This window comes from Pseudomonas sp. PWP3-1b2, from assembly GCF_049896045.1.
Lineage (GTDB): Bacteria > Pseudomonadota > Gammaproteobacteria > Pseudomonadales > Pseudomonadaceae > Aquipseudomonas > Aquipseudomonas antarctica_B.
In genome coordinates, this window is sequence record NZ_JAFCTN010000013.1 from 17,901 (window position 1) to 33,133 (window position 15,233).

At 60.8% G+C, this 15,233-nt stretch carries 18 protein-coding genes; 11 read left to right on the forward strand and 7 right to left on the reverse strand.

Annotated features, from left to right (window positions below; translation table 11 throughout):
- Positions 1–84: 84 nt before the first annotated feature.
- The gene (locus tag ACP7A2_RS10900) at positions 85–1,302 is read left to right on the forward strand and encodes a class I SAM-dependent methyltransferase (RefSeq protein WP_426134203.1); all 1,218 of its coding nucleotides are present in this window, start codon (positions 85–87) and stop codon (positions 1,300–1,302) included.
- A gap of 83 nt (positions 1,303–1,385) precedes the next feature.
- Here ACP7A2_RS10900 and ACP7A2_RS10905 read toward each other — a convergent pair whose 3' ends face one another.
- Positions 1,386–2,285, reverse strand: a complete 900-nt coding sequence (locus tag ACP7A2_RS10905) for a DMT family transporter (protein WP_426134204.1) — start codon at positions 2,283–2,285, stop codon at positions 1,386–1,388.
- Positions 2,286–2,406: 121 nt separating this feature from the next.
- Positions 2,407–3,423, reverse strand: coding sequence for a DUF4917 family protein (locus ACP7A2_RS10910; RefSeq protein WP_426134205.1), 1,017 nt, complete (start codon positions 3,421–3,423; stop codon positions 2,407–2,409).
- A 123-nt stretch (positions 3,424–3,546) separates the two neighbouring features.
- Between ACP7A2_RS10910 and yiaY the strand changes: the two genes are divergently transcribed.
- From yiaY to ACP7A2_RS10940, 6 genes are all read left to right on the forward strand, one after another.
- Positions 3,547–4,695, forward strand: coding sequence for an L-threonine dehydrogenase (gene yiaY, locus ACP7A2_RS10915; protein WP_426134206.1), 1,149 nt, complete (start codon positions 3,547–3,549; stop codon positions 4,693–4,695).
- A 92-nt stretch (positions 4,696–4,787) separates the two neighbouring features.
- Complete coding sequence (locus ACP7A2_RS10920; protein WP_426134207.1) at positions 4,788–5,462, forward strand: NAD(P)H-binding protein; 675 nt, start codon at positions 4,788–4,790, stop codon at positions 5,460–5,462.
- Positions 5,462–6,373: a LysR family transcriptional regulator gene (locus ACP7A2_RS10925; protein ID WP_426134208.1), complete on the forward strand. Its 912-nt coding sequence runs from the start codon at positions 5,462–5,464 to the stop codon at positions 6,371–6,373. The genes ACP7A2_RS10920 and ACP7A2_RS10925 overlap by 1 nt, the downstream gene beginning before the upstream one ends.
- 307 nt (positions 6,374–6,680) lie before the next feature.
- Positions 6,681–7,874 (forward strand): CaiB/BaiF CoA transferase family protein, encoded by a 1,194-nt coding sequence (locus tag ACP7A2_RS10930; protein WP_426134209.1) that lies wholly within the window; start codon positions 6,681–6,683, stop codon positions 7,872–7,874.
- Positions 7,871–8,812: a hydroxymethylglutaryl-CoA lyase gene (locus ACP7A2_RS10935; protein ID WP_426134210.1), complete on the forward strand. Its 942-nt coding sequence runs from the start codon at positions 7,871–7,873 to the stop codon at positions 8,810–8,812. Before ACP7A2_RS10930 ends, ACP7A2_RS10935 begins: the two co-directional genes overlap by 4 nt.
- Positions 8,813–8,871: 59 nt before the next feature.
- The gene (locus tag ACP7A2_RS10940; RefSeq protein ID WP_426134211.1) at positions 8,872–10,203 is read left to right on the forward strand and encodes an MFS transporter; all 1,332 of its coding nucleotides are present in this window, start codon (positions 8,872–8,874) and stop codon (positions 10,201–10,203) included.
- Here the strand turns inward: ACP7A2_RS10940 and ACP7A2_RS10945 are convergent, their stop codons facing one another.
- On the reverse strand, positions 10,204–10,692 hold the full coding sequence (locus tag ACP7A2_RS10945) for a DMT family transporter (RefSeq protein ID WP_375069229.1): 489 nt from the start codon (positions 10,690–10,692) through the stop codon (positions 10,204–10,206).
- Between the two features lie 77 nt (positions 10,693–10,769).
- Between ACP7A2_RS10945 and ACP7A2_RS10950 the strand changes: the two genes are divergently transcribed.
- On the forward strand, positions 10,770–11,678 hold the full coding sequence (locus ACP7A2_RS10950) for a LysR family transcriptional regulator (protein WP_426134294.1): 909 nt from the start codon (positions 10,770–10,772) through the stop codon (positions 11,676–11,678).
- A 7-nt stretch (positions 11,679–11,685) separates the two neighbouring features.
- On the opposite strand, the gene ACP7A2_RS10955 is transcribed toward ACP7A2_RS10950, so the two are convergent.
- Positions 11,686–11,970 (reverse strand): type II toxin-antitoxin system RelE/ParE family toxin, encoded by a 285-nt coding sequence (locus ACP7A2_RS10955; protein WP_426134295.1) that lies wholly within the window; start codon positions 11,968–11,970, stop codon positions 11,686–11,688.
- Positions 11,960–12,199: a CopG family ribbon-helix-helix protein gene (locus ACP7A2_RS10960; protein WP_426134212.1), complete on the reverse strand. Its 240-nt coding sequence runs from the start codon at positions 12,197–12,199 to the stop codon at positions 11,960–11,962. The genes ACP7A2_RS10955 and ACP7A2_RS10960 overlap by 11 nt, the downstream gene beginning before the upstream one ends.
- A 102-nt stretch (positions 12,200–12,301) precedes the next feature.
- On the opposite strand from ACP7A2_RS10960, the gene fos reads away from it, so the two are divergent.
- The 3 genes from fos (at position 12,302) to ACP7A2_RS10975 (ending at position 14,056) form a co-directional block, all read left to right on the forward strand.
- Positions 12,302–12,712, forward strand: coding sequence for a fosfomycin resistance glutathione transferase (fos, locus tag ACP7A2_RS10965; RefSeq protein WP_426134213.1), 411 nt, complete (start codon positions 12,302–12,304; stop codon positions 12,710–12,712).
- 55 nt (positions 12,713–12,767) lie between these two features.
- Positions 12,768–13,409 (forward strand): LysE family translocator, encoded by a 642-nt coding sequence (locus tag ACP7A2_RS10970; protein WP_426134214.1) that lies wholly within the window; start codon positions 12,768–12,770, stop codon positions 13,407–13,409.
- 119 nt (positions 13,410–13,528) lie between these two features.
- Positions 13,529–14,056 carry a DUF4142 domain-containing protein gene (locus ACP7A2_RS10975; RefSeq protein ID WP_348057884.1) on the forward strand — a complete coding sequence of 176 codons (528 nt, stop codon included), beginning with the start codon at positions 13,529–13,531 and terminating at the stop codon, positions 14,054–14,056.
- 54 nt (positions 14,057–14,110) lie between these two features.
- On the opposite strand, the gene ACP7A2_RS10980 is transcribed toward ACP7A2_RS10975, so the two are convergent.
- Both ACP7A2_RS10980 and ACP7A2_RS10985 read right to left on the reverse strand, forming a co-directional pair.
- A complete protein-coding gene (locus tag ACP7A2_RS10980) occupies positions 14,111–14,536 on the reverse strand; it encodes a low affinity iron permease family protein (RefSeq protein ID WP_426134215.1) in 426 nt (141 codons plus the stop codon).
- A 114-nt stretch (positions 14,537–14,650) separates the two neighbouring features.
- Entirely contained in the window at positions 14,651–15,151 is a 501-nt protein-coding gene (locus ACP7A2_RS10985) for a methylated-DNA--[protein]-cysteine S-methyltransferase (protein ID WP_426134216.1), read from the reverse strand.
- Between the last annotated feature and the right edge of the window lie 82 nt (positions 15,152–15,233).

Below are 15,233 nucleotides of genomic sequence, written 5' to 3' on the forward strand. Positions count from 1 at the left end.
CGACCGTTGATCAAATAACCCCGTGCCCTAAACCCCCATCCCCCCTAAAATGCCCGGCATTCCCTGCCCGAGGCGTTTTTGTTCATGTCTGTCACCGCTCAACCTGCCCGCCCTGCGCCGGATCATCACGCCCAGTTCATCGAACTGCTCAGCGACAGCCTCGCGCAGAATGCGTTTATCAAGCTGGTGCTGGCCAAGTACGTCGGTGAAGAAGCCGAGTTGCAGCGGCTGATCATCAAGCCGGTAACGGTCAAGGAGCAGGCCTGCCTGTCTTTCGTTTACCGCTATAAAACCCGCGACATCACCAAAAACTTGCCACTGGTCGAAGGCGTGGCAGCGATTGCCGAGCTGCTGCCGGCCCAGTTCAAGAACGCGCACTTGCTCTCGCTGACCGACGAAGCCCAGCTGGAATACAGCAAGAAGAACAAAAGCTCACTGTTCAAAAGCAAACCGCAGCAACTGCGTGAGGCGCCTTCGGCCGAGCACAACCGTGAGAAGAACCGCTTTCTGGACCTGAGCCGGCCGTTCCTCGCCGACCTTGGCGTGACCGACGCCAAGCAGGCGTTGATCCCGTCGATGTCGCGCAAGTGGAAGCAGATCAACAAGTTCATCGAAGTGTTCAGCCATGCGCTGACCACCTCGCCGTTAAAGCTGGACCAACCGGTGCGCGTCGCCGACTTCGGTTCGGGCAAGGGCTACCTGACCTTCGCCATTCACGATTACCTGCGCAATACCCTCAAGGCCGAGGGTGAAGTGACCGGTGTGGAATTGCGCGAAGACATGGTGACCCTCTGCAATGCCGCCGCCGCGCGCCTGGAACACCCGGGGCTGGTGTTCAAGTGCGGTGACGTACGCAGCGTGGCGCCGAGCGAGCTGGACGTGATGATCGCGCTGCATGCCTGCGACATTGCCACGGACTACGCGATCCACACCGGCATCCGCTCTGGCGCCTCGATCATCATGTGCTCGCCGTGCTGCCACAAACAGATTCGCCTGCAGATCCAGAGCCCGGTGCTGCTCAAGCCGATGCTGCAATACGGTTTGCACCTGGGCCAGCAGGCAGAGATGGTGACCGACAGCTTGCGCGCACTGTTCCTGGAAGCCTGTGGTTATGAGACCAAGGTGTTTGAGTTTATTTCGCTGGAACACACCAACAAGAACAAGATGATCCTCGCGGTGAAACGCCCGGAGCCCCTGGACAACGCGCAGTTGCTGGAAAAGATCCAGGCATTGAAAGCGTTCTACCACATCACCGAACACTGCCTGGAAACGCTGCTGCGCGCGGATGGTCTGTTGAACTGAACACTGTCCCCTGTGGGAGCTGGCTTGCCTGCGATAGCGGTGGTGCAGCTACCACCGTCATCGCAGGCAAACCAGCTCCCACACTAGACCGAACTCGGCTTGGGGGCTGGCGCTGGCTGCACTGCAGTCTTGCGCCCCAGCATCACCGTCACGATCACCCCGCAGGCAAACACCCACGTAATCGGTTCGATATGTTCACCAAAGAACAGCGCCGAAAACGCGATGGTGAAGAAGATTTGCACCAGCTGTATCTGGCTGACCCGCGCGATGCCGCCCATGGCCAACCCGGCGTACCAGGCAAAGAATCCGAGGAACTGCGAGAACAACGACACATACCCAAACGCCCACCAGGCGCGTGTGGAAATTGCCCCTTGATGCTGCGCCGCCAGGTACCACACCGGGCCGATCAAGATCGGTGTCGACAACACCAGCGCCCAACAGATCACCTGCCAGCCGCCCATTTCCTTGGCCAACCGGCCGCCTTCGGCATAGCCCAGTCCGCCCACGGCAATTGCGCCCAGCATCAATAAATCGCCCGCTTGAATGCTGCCGTCGCCGGTGATCAACGCATAACTCAATACCAACGCACTGCCCAGCGCGGCGCAGGCCCAGAAGGCTTTTGACGGCCGCTCATGGGATAGCCACGCCGCATACAGCGCCACGCACAGTGGCTGCAGGCCGTTGACGAGCGCGCCATGGGACGCCGGCAAGGTTTGCATGGCCCACGCCGACAGCACCGGAAAACCAAGAATCACTCCGGCAATCACCAGGCACAGCCCGCGCACCTGACGCCAGGTCGGCCAGCGTTCACGGCACCACAGCAACAGCGCCGCCGCCGGAATCGCCGCGAACAATGCGCGGCCCAGGCCGTTGAGCAGCGGGTGGATTTCCTGCACCACAATGCGGGTGAAGGGCAGGGTCAGGCTGAAGATGACGACGCCCAGCAGGCCGAGGGCCATGCCGGTGTTTTCGCGCGAGCTCATGGTGGGGGACCGGGATCAAAAGGGCTTCAGGGGAAGCCCATCTAGCCACAACCCCCGGCAAATGCGGGCTTACAGCTGATGGCTGATTTATCCGTACAGTTAAACTCACTTGCTCGCAAGATCAGCGTTCCACAGGGACCGACAGCGCCGAATTACCCAACGGATGGGTGCGCGCTGCAAAGAACTTCAGTGCCACGCCAGTACCGTCAAACAACTGCGAATACCGCCGCTTCTGCTGACGAATAAACCCGTCACTGCGCCCCGACACCGAAATCGCCAACGTGGTCAGCCTGGCCTGCCGAATCGCATCCACCAGGTGCTGATCCTGCGCTCCCAACTCATGGCCAAAGATGCACAGCGCGCCCTCATGGCTGAGCAACTGCTCATAACAAAACGACAGGTAATCCGAACTGCGGATGGTCTTGAGCTTCTCCTCAACCTTGCCCTCGCTGACAAACAGCGGCACATCGTCCAGGGTTTTGATCGTGTTGTTGATCGCAAAACTGCTGAGCAAGGTGCTGTCGGTGGACGGCAATTTACGCGCCGTGCCGTCGAGGTTGCGCACCAAGTGCAGGCCGCCATGCAGGTAGAGGATGCGCGTGGTGTCGGTTTGGGTAGTGCGCAAATCGAAGCTGGCGTCGGCACTGCGGAACAGGTCGTCGATGCCTGGTGTGTGCAGGATCGCCCAGTAATTGAGCAAGTCGTAATTGCTGGTGAACACTGTGTCGTAGCTGGACAGTTCCGCGTTGATCGCCGTCAGCGTCGACGGCTCCACCAGGCGCCACGGGATGTGCACGCTGTGGATGGTGTTGATCAGCGCTTCCTTGATCGCGTAGTAGCGATTGCGCGGCGCTGCCGAGCTGACGGCCAGCGCCTTGTTGACCCGGCTGGTGGTTTTCAGCGCGCCCAGAGCCTGCTCGAAACTGCGGGTTTGCAAGGCGTCGAACACACTCAACTCGGATTGGCTCAGGGGTTTTTCTTCGACGGTGCGCGCGTTTTCGAACAGCGAGTCGTAGGCGAAGTCTTCCCAAATGGTCCGGCTTGCGCCGTTGCCGATCAGAATCCCGCTGAAGTCGCAGGCAGCGCGCACGGCGCTCCAGTCTTCAAGGTGGGCGTCAATATCCTGGAAATCCTTCATTGCGGCGGGTCTACTCAAAATCAGCTGGGCGGTGACTTTATCATGAGCCGGCGTTGATCCTGATCAAGATGCGCCGTGCGGCACCGGTTGATGCTGTAGGTATAACGCCTCTGAGGATTCGCCATGAGCAGCACCTTCTTCATTCCCGCCGTCAACATCATGGGCACCGACTGCCTCGACGAAGCCATGATCGCCATCCGCAATTACGGCTTTCGCAAGGCGCTGATCGTCACCGACGCCGGGCTGGCCAAAGCGGGCGTCGCGAGCATGATCGCCGAAAAACTGGCGATGCAGGACATTGACTCGGTGATCTACGACGGCGCCAAGCCCAACCCCAACGTTGAAAACGTCGAGAAAGGCTTGGTGCTGCTCGAGGCCAATGCCTGTGATTTTGTCGTGTCCCTGGGCGGCGGCTCACCCCATGACTGCGCCAAGGGCATCGCCCTGTGCGCCACCAACGGCGGGCATATCAGCGACTACGAAGGCGTCGATCAATCGAGCAAACCGCAGCTGCCGCTGGTCGCCATCAACACCACCGCCGGCACCGCCAGCGAAATGACCCGTTTCTGCATCATCACCGACGAAAGCCGCCACGTGAAAATGGCCATCGTCGACCGCAACGTCACGCCGTTGTTGTCGGTCAATGATCCGGCGCTGATGGTCGGCATGCCCAAGGGGCTCACCGCTGCCACCGGCATGGACGCGCTGACTCACGCCATCGAAGCCTACGTGTCCACCGCCGCCACACCGATCACCGACGCCTGCGCGATCAAGGCTATCGAGCTGATCAGCGCCAACCTGCGCCTGGCCGTGCGCGATGGCAGCGACAAGGCCGCGCGGGAAAACATGGCCTACGCGCAGTTCCTCGCAGGCATGGCGTTCAACAATGCGTCGCTGGGTTTTGTGCACGCCATGGCGCACCAGCTCGGCGGTCTTTACGATCTGCCCCACGGCGTGTGCAACGCGGTGCTGCTGCCCCATGTGCAAAGCTTCAATGCGAGCGTCAGTGCCAAGCGCTTGAGCGACGTGGCGCGTGCGTTGGGCGCCGATATCAAAGGGATCACGCCGGAGGAGGGCGCGCAGGCGGCCATTGCGGCCATTCGTACGTTGTCTCAGGACGTGGAGATTCCCGCTGGCTTGCGTGAGTTGGGCGCCAAGTTGCAGGACATTCCACTGCTGGCCACCAATGCCTTGAAGGATGCATGCGGGCTGACCAACCCACGCCGCGCCGATCAGCGCCAGATCGAGGAGATCTTTCGCAGCGCGTTCTAAAGGGGGCGGTCACCCGCTGCAAGCGTTAAGCTACAAGCCGAACTGCATCCAACTTGAGCTTGAAGCGTGCGGCTTGCCGCTGAGGTCCCCTGATGAGAGTCCTATTATTCGGCGCCACCGGCATGGTCGGCCAAGGCGTGCTGCGCGAGTGTTTGCTGGCCGCCGACGTGCAGGAAGTGGTCGCCGTCGGCCGCACGCCCCTGACCCAGGAACACGGCAAGCTGCACCAGGTGCTGCACAGCGACATGCTCGATTTCCAGCCCCTGGAAAACCTGCTGCAGGGGTTTGACGCCTGCTTCTTCTGCCTCGGCGTTTCGTCGGCGGGCATGAATGAAACCAACTACACCCACCTCACCTATGACCTGACCCTGGTGGCGGCCAGCACCCTGGCGCGGCTCAACCCGCAGATGACGTTTATCTACGTGTCCGGCGCAGGCACCGACAGTTCCGAGGCGGGCAAATCAATGTGGGCGCGGGTCAAGGGCAAGACCGAGAACGCCCTGCTGCGCCTGCCGTTCAAGGCGGTTTATGTGTTCCGGCCTGGAGTGATTCAGCCGCTGCACGGCGCGCGCTCGAAGACGCCGTTGTACCAGGCTTTCTACACCGTGCTCGGGCCGTTGCTCTCGTTTGTGCGGCGTGTAAAACCCACGTGGGTGATCAGCACCGAAACCGTCGGCCAAGCGATGCTGACGGCGGTGCGCCATGGCGCGCCGCAGGCGGTGGTGGAGCATGCCCAGATCAATCGGCTGGCCAGCGAGCGTCGCTGATGCTGCACAAAAGCTTGGTGCGCCGGCTGGACCTGATCACCCTGCAGTTGTTCGTTGCGGTGTTCGAGGAAGGCACGTTGACCCGCGCAGCCGCCCGCGAAGCCATCGCCGTGTCGGCCGCCAGCAAGCGCCTGATGGAATTGGAACAGGTGCTGGGCGTCAGCCTGTTTGTGCGACGGGCCAAGGGTATGGACCTGACGGCGGCCGGTGAAACGCTGCTGCACCATGCGCGGCAGATGCTGTTCAACGTCGAAAAAATGGGCCTGGAACTGGGCGAACACAGCCATGGCGTGCGCGGTTACGTGCGGATGCTCGCCAACCTGTCGGCGATCATTCAGTTCCTGCCTGAAGACCTGCGAGACTTTTCCGAGCAGCACCCTGCGGTGAAAACCGATCTGGAAGAGCGCCCCAGCAATGGCGTGGTGCAAGGCGTGCTGGACGGGGTCGCCGACCTGGGCATCTGTTCCAGTGACACCGACACCAAAGGCCTGCCGGGCGTGATTTATCGCCGCGACAAGTTGGTGGTGTTGATGCCGGCAGACCATGCGCTGGCTGCGCGTGAGACGCTGGCATTTGCTGAAACCCTGGGCAGTGACTACGTCGGCCTGCACGCGGCCAGCTCCATCAATATGCGCACCCACGCCGCCGCGCGCGAAGCGGGCCAGACGCTGCGCCTGCGCATTCACGTGCCGGGGTTTGATGCGATGTGCCGGATGGTTCAGGCGAACATGGGCATCGGCATCCTGCCGCAAAAAGCCTATGAATTGTTCGGCCGCGCACTCGGCTTGCATGCCGTGCCGCTGACAGATGCGTGGTCGGATCGCAGCTTGATTCTGGTGGCACGCGACGAGGCGCAGTTGTCGCCGGTGAGTCGGTTGTTGTTTGACTATCTGCGCAGGGCGCAGGTGTAAGCGAAACCCTTTCGGCCCCATCGCAGGCAAGCCAGCTCCCACAGTGTTGACCGAGTAAATTTCAATACTTGCACAAGCCTGTTTTTCTGTGGGAGCTGGCTTGCCTGCGATGCGGCCACCTCGGTACACCCGGCAAAACCAGTAGATGCCATTGCAGGCTAGCCAGCCTCAGGCGACCCCGTTTGCGCCAGGGCAATTCATGGCGTCTTCGCCATTCGCGAACGCTCCTTGCCAACTGACGGTTGGATTTCCCCCGCTGGCGTCCTCTAGTCTTGACTGCACATTCCAAGAATAAGAGGTACACCCCATGACGGCTCCCCTGAGCGGTATCAAGGTGATCGAGATCGGCACGCTGATCGCCGCGCCGTTCGCCGCCCGGCTGATGGCCGAGTTTGGCGCCGAGGTGATCAAGATCGAGGCCATGGGCCAGGGCGACCCACTGCGCAAATGGCGAAAGCTGCACGAAGGCACTTCGCTGTGGTGGTACCTGCAATCGCGTAACAAGAAGTCCCTGGCGCTGGACCTCAAGTCCCCGCAAGGCCTGGACCTGATCAAGCAACTGCTCGGCGACGCCGACGTGCTCATCGAAAACCTGCGCCCCGGCGGCCTGGAAAAACTCGGCCTTGGCTGGGACGTGCTGCACGCCCTCAACCCTAAACTGACGCTGGTGCGCATCTCCGGCTACGGCCAGACCGGCCCGTACCGCGACCGACCGGGTTTTGGTGCGATCGGCGAGGCCATGGGCGGCATTCGCTACACCACCGGCAACCCGGACTCACCTCCGGCGCGGGTGGGCGTGAGCCTCGGTGATTCCCTGGCTTCCCTGCACGGCGTAATCGGCGCACTGATGTCGCTGCTGCGGGTCAAGACCGGCCAGGGCGACGGGCAGATAGTCGATGTGTCCCTCGCCGAAAGCGTGTTCAACCTGATGGAAAGCCTGGTGCCCGAATATGACATGCTCGGCCATGTGCGTGAGCGCAGCGGCGGCGCCTTGCCCGGCATCGCGCCGTCCAACACCTACCTGACTGCTGACGGCGCCTATGTGGTCATCGCCGGCAACAGCGACCCGATCTACAAGCGCCTGATGAACACCATCGGCCGCGCAGACATGGCCGAAGCGCCTGAGTTTGCCCACAACGACGGCCGCGCCGCCAAGAGTGGTTTGCTCGACGCAGCGATTACCCATTGGACCAGCAGCCTGCCCATCGACCAGGTGCTCAGCGCCCTGGAAGCGGCGCAAGTGCCGGCCGGGCGCATCTATTCCGTGGCCGATATCGTCAGCGACCCGCACTACCAGGCGCGCGACATGTTGCTGGAGGCCAAGCTGCCTGGCGGCGTGTCGGTGAAGATGCCGGGCATCGTGCCCAAGCTGTCCGAAACCCCTGGCCGCGTGAACTGGCAAGGCCCAACCCTCGGCCAACACACCGATGACATCCTCGGCAGCCTGGGCCTGACCGGTGCCGATATACAACGCCTGAAAACCTCGGGAGTGGTGCAATGATCACTGATTATTCCGACGCGCTGATCGTGCAGGAAGTGTCCCCGCGTGATGGCCTGCAAATCGAGCCGACCTGGGTCGAGACGGCCGATAAAGTCGCCTTGATCAACCAGCTGTCCCGCGCCGGTTTTTCGCGAATAGAGGCCGGTTCGTTTGTCTCGCCCAAGGCCATTCCGGCGTTGCGAGATGGCGAGCAGGTATTCCAGGGTATCGAGCGCCAGCCCGGTGTGATCTATGTGGCGCTGATTCCCAACCTCAAGGGCGCCCAGCGCGCCATCGAGTCCCGCGCCGATGAGTTGAACCTGGTGATGTCCGCCAGCCAGACCCACAACCTCGCCAATATGCGCATGCGGTGTGAGGCGTCGCTGGCAGCGTTCGGCGATATCGTCAGCTTCGCCGCCGACCACCCGGTGCGCCTGAACGGGAGCATCGCCACCACGTTCGGCTGCCCGTTCGAGGGCAACATTGACGAGGACCGTGTACTGCAAATTGTGGAGGCCTATCAAGCGCTGGGCATCCAGGGCATCAGCCTTGCGGACACCACCGGCATGGCCAATCCACGCCAGGTCGAGCGTCTGGTCAAGCGCGTGTTGCAGCGCGTCTCGGCCAGCGACCTGACCCTGCATTTTCACAACACGCGCGGCTTGGGTTTGTGCAATGTGCTGGCCGCCTACGAAGCCGGTGCCCGTCGCTTTGACGCCGCGCTGGGTGGCTTGGGCGGTTGCCCGTTTGCGCCAGGCGCGTCGGGCAATATCTGCACCGAAGACTTGGTGAATCTGTGCGAGGAGGTCGGTATTCACACCGGTATCGACCTGCCGCACCTGTTGCACATGTCCCGCCGTTTGCCGGCCTTGCTCGGCCATGAACTGCCCGGGCAAGTGGCCAAGGCCGGGCGCAATTGCGACCTGCACCCTCCACCGGATGACCTCGCCACGCTGTAACCCCGCACCAGACAACAAAAACAATCGGACGCCCTTGAGCAGTCCGCTGGAGAGAAAGCATGAGCACTAATACGTTGGAGGCCGGCGCGCGCCCGGCCGCTGAAATCGATGCCGAAAAAGCCCTGGTCAGCAAGGTCGCCTGGCGCCTGATGCCGCTGATCATGGTGTGTTATCTGTTCGCGTTTTTTGACCGGATCAATATCAGTTTCGCCAAGTTCCAGCTGCAAACCGACCTGAGCCTGAGCGATACCGCCTACGGCCTGGGTGCCGGGTTGTTTGTAGTGGGCTATGTGATCTTCGAAGTGCCGAGCAACATGATGCTGTACAAGGTTGGCGCGCGGCGCTGGATCGCGCGGATCATGATGTCGTGGGGCGTGGCGACGGCGGCGATGGTGTTTGTCACCGCCGAATGGCAGTTCTACGGGCTGCGCTTCATCATCGGCGCGATGGAAGCAGGCTTTGCGCCGGGCGTGCTGTATTACCTGACGTTGTGGTTCCCGCAGCACTTCCGTGGGCGCATCACATCGCTGCTGTTTCTGGCGTCTGCATTCGCCGGGCTGGTCGGCGCGCCGTTCTCCGGCCTGGTACTGGAACACCTCGATGGCGTGCTGCAAATGCGCGGCTGGCACTGGCTGTTTCTGCTCGGCGGCTTGCCATGCATCGGCCTGGGGTTTCTGGTGCTGACCCTGCTCAAGGACCGCATCGAAGACGCCCATTGGCTGACTGCACAAGAGAAGGCCTTGCTGTCGAGTCGCATCGCCAAACATGAGCCGAACCAGCACGGTGGTTCACTGCTGTCGGCGATCCGTATTCCGGGCTTCCTGATGCTCGGGTTTATCTACTTTCTGATTCAGGTGGCGTCCTACGGTCTTAACTTTTGGGCGCCGCAATTGATCCGCAGTGCGGGCACTCAAAGCCCGGTGATGATTGGACTGCTCACGGCGATTCCTTATGTGTGCGGTGCGATCAGCATGGTGGTGATCGGGCGGTTGTCGGACGCCACCGGCGAGCGCCGCAAGTTTGTCTGCGGGCTGGTGGTGCTGGGCGCAATTGGCTTCTTCTGCGCGGGGATTTTTGCCGACCACACCACCTTCCTGATCATTGCCCTGGGCATGTTGGGAGCCGGCATCATCGCGTCGATCCCGACGTTCTGGACCCTGCCACCCAAGCTGTTGGCGGGCGCCGGTGCAGGCGCGGCGGGCGGTATTGCGGTGATCAACACGCTGGGGCAGTTCGGCGGCATTGTCAGCCCGGTGATGGTGGGGCGGATCAAAGACCTTACCGGCAGCACCACGCCAGCGCTTTACGTGATCGGCGTGTGTGCGCTGTTGGCGGCGGCGCTGTTGCTGTGGGGCTTGCCGCAAAAGCTGCGCACGCTGGACAAGGGCTGATCAGCCCGCAGTTGCCATTACGCGAGCGGGGCTGGCACTGAACTGAATCAACGCCACCCCGCCAATCAACAACAACGCCCCCAACACGCGGGGCGTTGTCAGTTGGCGCTCCACCAGGCCGAACAGGCCGAAGTGATCGAGCACCAGCGAGGCAAGAATCTGCCCGGCCATGGCCAGTGCGATAAAACCGGAGGCGCCGAGCTTGGGCAGCAGCATCAACGCCAGTGAAATAAAGCACACGCCAAACGCGCCACCGGCCCACATCCACAGCGGCGCCTTGCTGATAAACGCCACACTCGGCAGCGGTAAGCGCAGCGCCAGAATCACGGGCAACAACACGATAATACTCACCAGCAAAGACGCCAGCGTGGCCCACAAAGGGTGGCCGAGCCCTCGGCCGAGGTTGGCGTTGATCGCACTTTGAAACGGCACCACCGCCCCGGCGATGACTGCCAGTGCCAACAAACCTGTCCAATGCAATGTGGTCATTTCCAATCTCCCAGAGGTTTTGCTGGACTCTAGGCTATTCGTCGCGCAAATTTAAATTCCAATTTCTTATGTCAAGTATGCAGCCGATGAATGATCTGCGCCGCGTCGACCTCAACCTTCTGGTCATCCTCGACGCCCTGCTCAGCGAGCGCCACGTCACCCGCGCCGCGCAGCGTTTGCACCTCAGCCAACCGGCGGTCAGCCATGCGCTGGCGCGGTTGCGCGACCTGCTCGGTGACCCGTTACTGGTGCGTCAGGGCGGTACATTAGTGCCAACGGCGCGTGCGCTGGAGTTGGCGGCGCCGTTGGCCGAAGCCCTGGCTCACGTTCAGGCATTGCTGGCGCCAAACCGGTTTGACCCGGCCTGCGCCAAGCGCAGGTTTCGCGTGGCCATGTCGGACTACAGCGCGGCGATCTTCCTGCCGGGTTTGGTTCGCGTACTGCGCCAGCAAGCGCCGGGCATCGACCTGCAAATTATTCAGGCCAGCCGCGAAGGGATGGTTGACGGCGTGCTCAATGGGGATATCGACCTGGCCGCCGGCGTATTCCCCGACATGCCCGCCGAACTGCGCACCACGCCGTTATTCGAGGAGCATTACACCTGCCTGGTGGACCGCAACAGCCTGCCGGCAAACGGCGCACTGGATCTGCCCACCTACCTCTCACGCCCGCATGTGCTGCTGGAAATGCGCGGCAGCGGCACGCCGGAAATCGAGCGGGCGCTGACGGCGATTCGTGAACGACGGCATGTAGCAATCAGCCTGCCGCATTGGGGCGTCGCGCCGCAGCTGATTCAGGGCACGGACCTTATCCTGACCGTATCGTCGCGCGGGCTGCTGAACATTGATCATCAGCAACTATTGGCCGTGCCGCCGCCCTTTCATATTCCTTCGTTTGCGTTCGAGCTGGCGTGGCACGCGCGGCGGGGCGGGGATTCGGGGTTGCAGTGGTTGATTGGTCAGGTGCAGGGTGTTTTACAGGGCTAAACAGTCCTCACCAGGATGTGGGGGGCTGCCGGCGCGTATGAAGGATCCTCATCACTTGTAATCTACCTTCACGGATACGGTAGGGAACAATGTAAGGCCATCGCGGCACAACCCATTCGCGGGTACCGGGTACGCGACCCTCTTTGCCCATCGCGGGAAACTCGGCGACGTGTTGCAGGCCAGTCAAGATCGCTTGGACAAACTCACGGGCCGCTTTGGGATTTTCTTCTGCGATATATGCTGCTTCATCATCAAGATTTCTGAGGGCAGCCCTCAGCCACTCAACGCGCATCAGCGCGCCATTTATCAGCGATCGCATTGACCTCCTCAGCCGTTGCGAAGTCACCTGCATCTGCTTCTTTCAGAGCTTTTTGAATTTCCTCGATTTGCCACGCTTCACGCGTCAGGTATTCCCGTAATGCATCAACGGCAAGAAAGGACTTACTGCGTCCCGTGGCTTTGGCGAGACTGGAGAGTGTATCGGCGACGTCTTCCGGTATGCGAAGTGACATAACAGACATAGGAGCCTCGATGTAGTGATCTGTAGTGCAACATACTACAGTGTCACCCAATCAACGGTTCGCTCCGTTCGTCAGCGGCCAATTCAATCAAAGGAAGTATTTATGCTTTCAGGCTTCAACCACCTGACCCTGGCGGTCACCGATCTGCATCGCAGCGTCGGTTTCTACCATGACCTTCTGCAAGTGAAGCTCGACGCCACCTGGGACAACGGTGCCTACCTGTCATTGCCGGGCTTGTGGTTATGCTTATCGCTGGATCCAGCGCGCTACTCAATCCCTGCTGCCGACTACACCCATTACGCGTTCAGCGTCGATGCAGCGGATTTCGACGAGTGGGTGGCGCGTCTGCGCGCCGCCGGGGTGCAGGAGTGGCGCGACAACCGCAGTGAAGGTCATTCGTTCTATTTTCTCGACCCTGATGGTCACAAGCTCGAAGCCCATGTCGGTGATATGGCCTCACGCCTGCAAGCCTGTCGCACCACGCCTTATGCGGGAATGAAGTTTTACCCGTAGCACCAGAACGTGCAGAATCGAGGCACCTTTCAACCGTCTGTCCAGAGTCGTGCCCATGACCCCATCCTTACTGCTCGCCGTCCTCGCTTCGGGTTTTATCTACGGTATTACGCCTGGTCCTGGCGTGTTGGCGGTGTTTGGTATTGGGGCGGCTCGCGGCCGTCGCGCTGGCGCAGGTTTTTTGTGCGGGCATTTGCTGGGCGATGTGGTGTGGTGCAGTACCGCGTTGGTCGCGATTGTGGGCGCGCGGGAAGTCGGCAGCAGCGCATTTGACGTGCTGGGCGTGCTCAGCGGCCTTTACCTGTTCTGGCTCGGCTGGCGCGCGATTCGTACCCAGCGTCGCAGCAGTGATGCGCCTCAGGGCGCTGCGCGGCACCCGTTTTGGCACGGCATTCTGTTTGGCCTCACCAATCCCAAAGCCTATCCAGTGGCTGTCGCGACCTTTACCGCGCTGTTGTCCAGCCGTGCCGAGTTGCTGACATGGTCGATGTTGCCGTGGTTGATTGTCCTGAGCTTCATGGGCGGCGTACTGGCCTACGCGATTCTGATCGGTGTGGTGGGCGCCCAACGTGTTCGTACGGTGTATCAGCGCCATGAAATCCTGATCACCAAACTCTGCAGCGTGATGTTTATCGGCTTCGCCATTAACGCCTTGGCTCACGCGTTGCCGGGCCTGTTCGGCAGCAAACCGGCCTGACACATCCACGACCGTTCGTCGCACTGGCGAGTTTTTTCTAAACCTTTGCCGCCCTGAAAATTCGAATTCAGGGCGGGGTGTATGCTCCCGCACTTATTTTTGCCCTGGAGGAACCCATCATGAGCCGTATGGCTATCCGGTTACGCACCGCCAGTTTTGCGATGCTGCTGGGCCTCGGCGCCAGCAATGCTTTCGCCCAGTCGTCTGCCGAATTCATCGAGCAGGCGTCGGCCAAAGGTATGGCCGATATCGAAACCAGTCGCATGGCCCACGCCAAAACCTCGTCCCAGGAAATCAAGGACTACACCATCGAGGTGATCAACGAGCGCACCCTGGCCAACCAGCATTTGGCCGCCATCGCCAAGAAGCTTGAGCTGCCGGTAGCGCCCCGCGAGAAGATCGTCGACAAAGCCGAAACCCTGATGCCCGAGCTCAAGGACGGCGATTCCTTTGACGCCGCCTACACCGCGCAGCAGGTCAAGGAAACTGAAGACGCCATTGCCCTGTTTAAGAAGGAAGGGGCGGCGTCGGATGTACCGGAAATAAAAGCGCTGGTGGATGAGACGCTGCCCAAGCTGGAAGAGCGTCTGCAGAAAGCCCGTGCCTTGGCATCGACCTACGGTAAAGGTCATCAAGGCGACGGTTGAACAGGTGATTTGAAAACAGGAACGGCGGTTGGATGATGTCCAACCGCCGTTTTTTTATGCTTGATTCAGGTTCGTTTTGGTTTGCGCAGCGTCGTCGGCCGCGTCGCCGCAACTGCTGTTCAGGCTCACCGTGCCGGTGTTGCCGATGCTGCGATATTGCTGGCGCAGTTTTTCCAGCTCTTTGCGGTCCAGGCCATCCAGGCTCAACACGGCGTTCTGTGCATCCTTGGAGACGCGCAGCAGTTCGTCGATCTTGATGTGCAGGATGTCGTTGTCGCGGTTTTGCGTGTTCTGGATCAGGAAGACCATCAGAAAGGTAATGATGGTGGTCGAGGTATTGATGATCAGTTGCCAGGTGTCGTTGTAGTGAAAATATGGCCCGCTCAGGCTCCACACAAGTATCAGCGCGACGGCGGCGTAGAAAGTCCGGGCGCTGCCTGCCCAGCGGGACAGGGATTGTGAGATTGCGGAGAATTTCATGACCGTTTTTCCTTAGTGAGGAGGGTGATGAAAGTATGGACCGCAGCGGTGCTTTGAAATTTCCTTTTACAATTTAGCTTCTGAATGAAGCACTACGTTTTTGTTGCCAAGGCCTTAAAAGGCCAGTTCTACCTGGCCCGTGCCTTCCAGCGCGAGTAAATACTGCTTGGCTTTCAGGCCACCGGCAAAACCGGTCAGGCCTCCTGAGGCACCAATGACTCTATGGCACGGCGCGATGATCGAGATGGGATTACGCCCATTGGCAGCGCCCACCGCGCGCACGGCTTTCGGGTTGCCGATCTGCCGGGCGATCTCGCTGTAGCTGCGGGTTTCGCCAAAGGGAATGGTCAGCAGCGCCTGCCAGACTTGCTTCTGGAATTCGGTGCCGGCGAATTCCAGTTCCAGTTCGAAACGCTTGCGGGTGCCGGCGAAGTACTCGTTCAACTGGCGTTCGGTTTCCAGCAACACGGGGTTGTCGTTCGCTTCGTACAGCTCACCCAAACGCACGCGGTTGGCGCGTTCTTTTTCCCACAGGATGGCGCCGAGTTTTCCATTGCACGCCACCAGCGTCAGTTGGCCAACGGGGGAGGGCATCCGTGTGTATTCGCAAGGCATGAATGGCTCCTGATGCGGCGAGTGTCTGTTCAATCTAAAGCGGCTTGCCCAGTTGAAAACTGCGTTTCTTGCGGTTGAATTC

Bases quoted from the DNA above. Each gene is read 5' to 3' on its own strand.
- ACP7A2_RS10940 (WP_426134211.1), top strand. From the start codon at position 8,872: ATGAGCACTAATACGTTGGAGGCCGGCGCGCGCCCGGCCGCTGAAATC.
- ACP7A2_RS10930 (WP_426134209.1), top strand. From the start codon at position 6,681: ATGACGGCTCCCCTGAGCGGTATCAAGGTGATCGAGATCGGCACGCTG.
- ACP7A2_RS10975 (WP_348057884.1), top strand. From the start codon at position 13,529: ATGAGCCGTATGGCTATCCGGTTACGCACCGCCAGTTTTGCGATGCTG.
- ACP7A2_RS10960 (WP_426134212.1), bottom strand. From the start codon at position 12,199: ATGTCTGTTATGTCACTTCGCATACCGGAAGACGTCGCCGATACACTC.
- ACP7A2_RS10935 (WP_426134210.1), top strand. From the start codon at position 7,871: ATGATCACTGATTATTCCGACGCGCTGATCGTGCAGGAAGTGTCCCCG.
- ACP7A2_RS10970 (WP_426134214.1), top strand. From the start codon at position 12,768: ATGACCCCATCCTTACTGCTCGCCGTCCTCGCTTCGGGTTTTATCTAC.
- ACP7A2_RS10920 (WP_426134207.1), top strand. From the start codon at position 4,788: ATGAGAGTCCTATTATTCGGCGCCACCGGCATGGTCGGCCAAGGCGTG.
- ACP7A2_RS10900 (WP_426134203.1), top strand. From the start codon at position 85: ATGTCTGTCACCGCTCAACCTGCCCGCCCTGCGCCGGATCATCACGCC.
- yiaY (WP_426134206.1), top strand. From the start codon at position 3,547: ATGAGCAGCACCTTCTTCATTCCCGCCGTCAACATCATGGGCACCGAC.
- ACP7A2_RS10985 (WP_426134216.1), bottom strand. From the start codon at position 15,151: ATGCCTTGCGAATACACACGGATGCCCTCCCCCGTTGGCCAACTGACG.
- ACP7A2_RS10950 (WP_426134294.1), top strand. From the start codon at position 10,770: ATGCAGCCGATGAATGATCTGCGCCGCGTCGACCTCAACCTTCTGGTC.
- ACP7A2_RS10945 (WP_375069229.1), bottom strand. From the start codon at position 10,692: ATGACCACATTGCATTGGACAGGTTTGTTGGCACTGGCAGTCATCGCC.
- ACP7A2_RS10980 (WP_426134215.1), bottom strand. From the start codon at position 14,536: ATGAAATTCTCCGCAATCTCACAATCCCTGTCCCGCTGGGCAGGCAGC.
- ACP7A2_RS10925 (WP_426134208.1), top strand. From the start codon at position 5,462: ATGCTGCACAAAAGCTTGGTGCGCCGGCTGGACCTGATCACCCTGCAG.
- fos (WP_426134213.1), top strand. From the start codon at position 12,302: ATGCTTTCAGGCTTCAACCACCTGACCCTGGCGGTCACCGATCTGCAT.
- ACP7A2_RS10955 (WP_426134295.1), bottom strand. From the start codon at position 11,970: ATGCGCGTTGAGTGGCTGAGGGCTGCCCTCAGAAATCTTGATGATGAA.
- ACP7A2_RS10910 (WP_426134205.1), bottom strand. From the start codon at position 3,423: ATGAAGGATTTCCAGGATATTGACGCCCACCTTGAAGACTGGAGCGCC.
- ACP7A2_RS10905 (WP_426134204.1), bottom strand. From the start codon at position 2,285: ATGAGCTCGCGCGAAAACACCGGCATGGCCCTCGGCCTGCTGGGCGTC.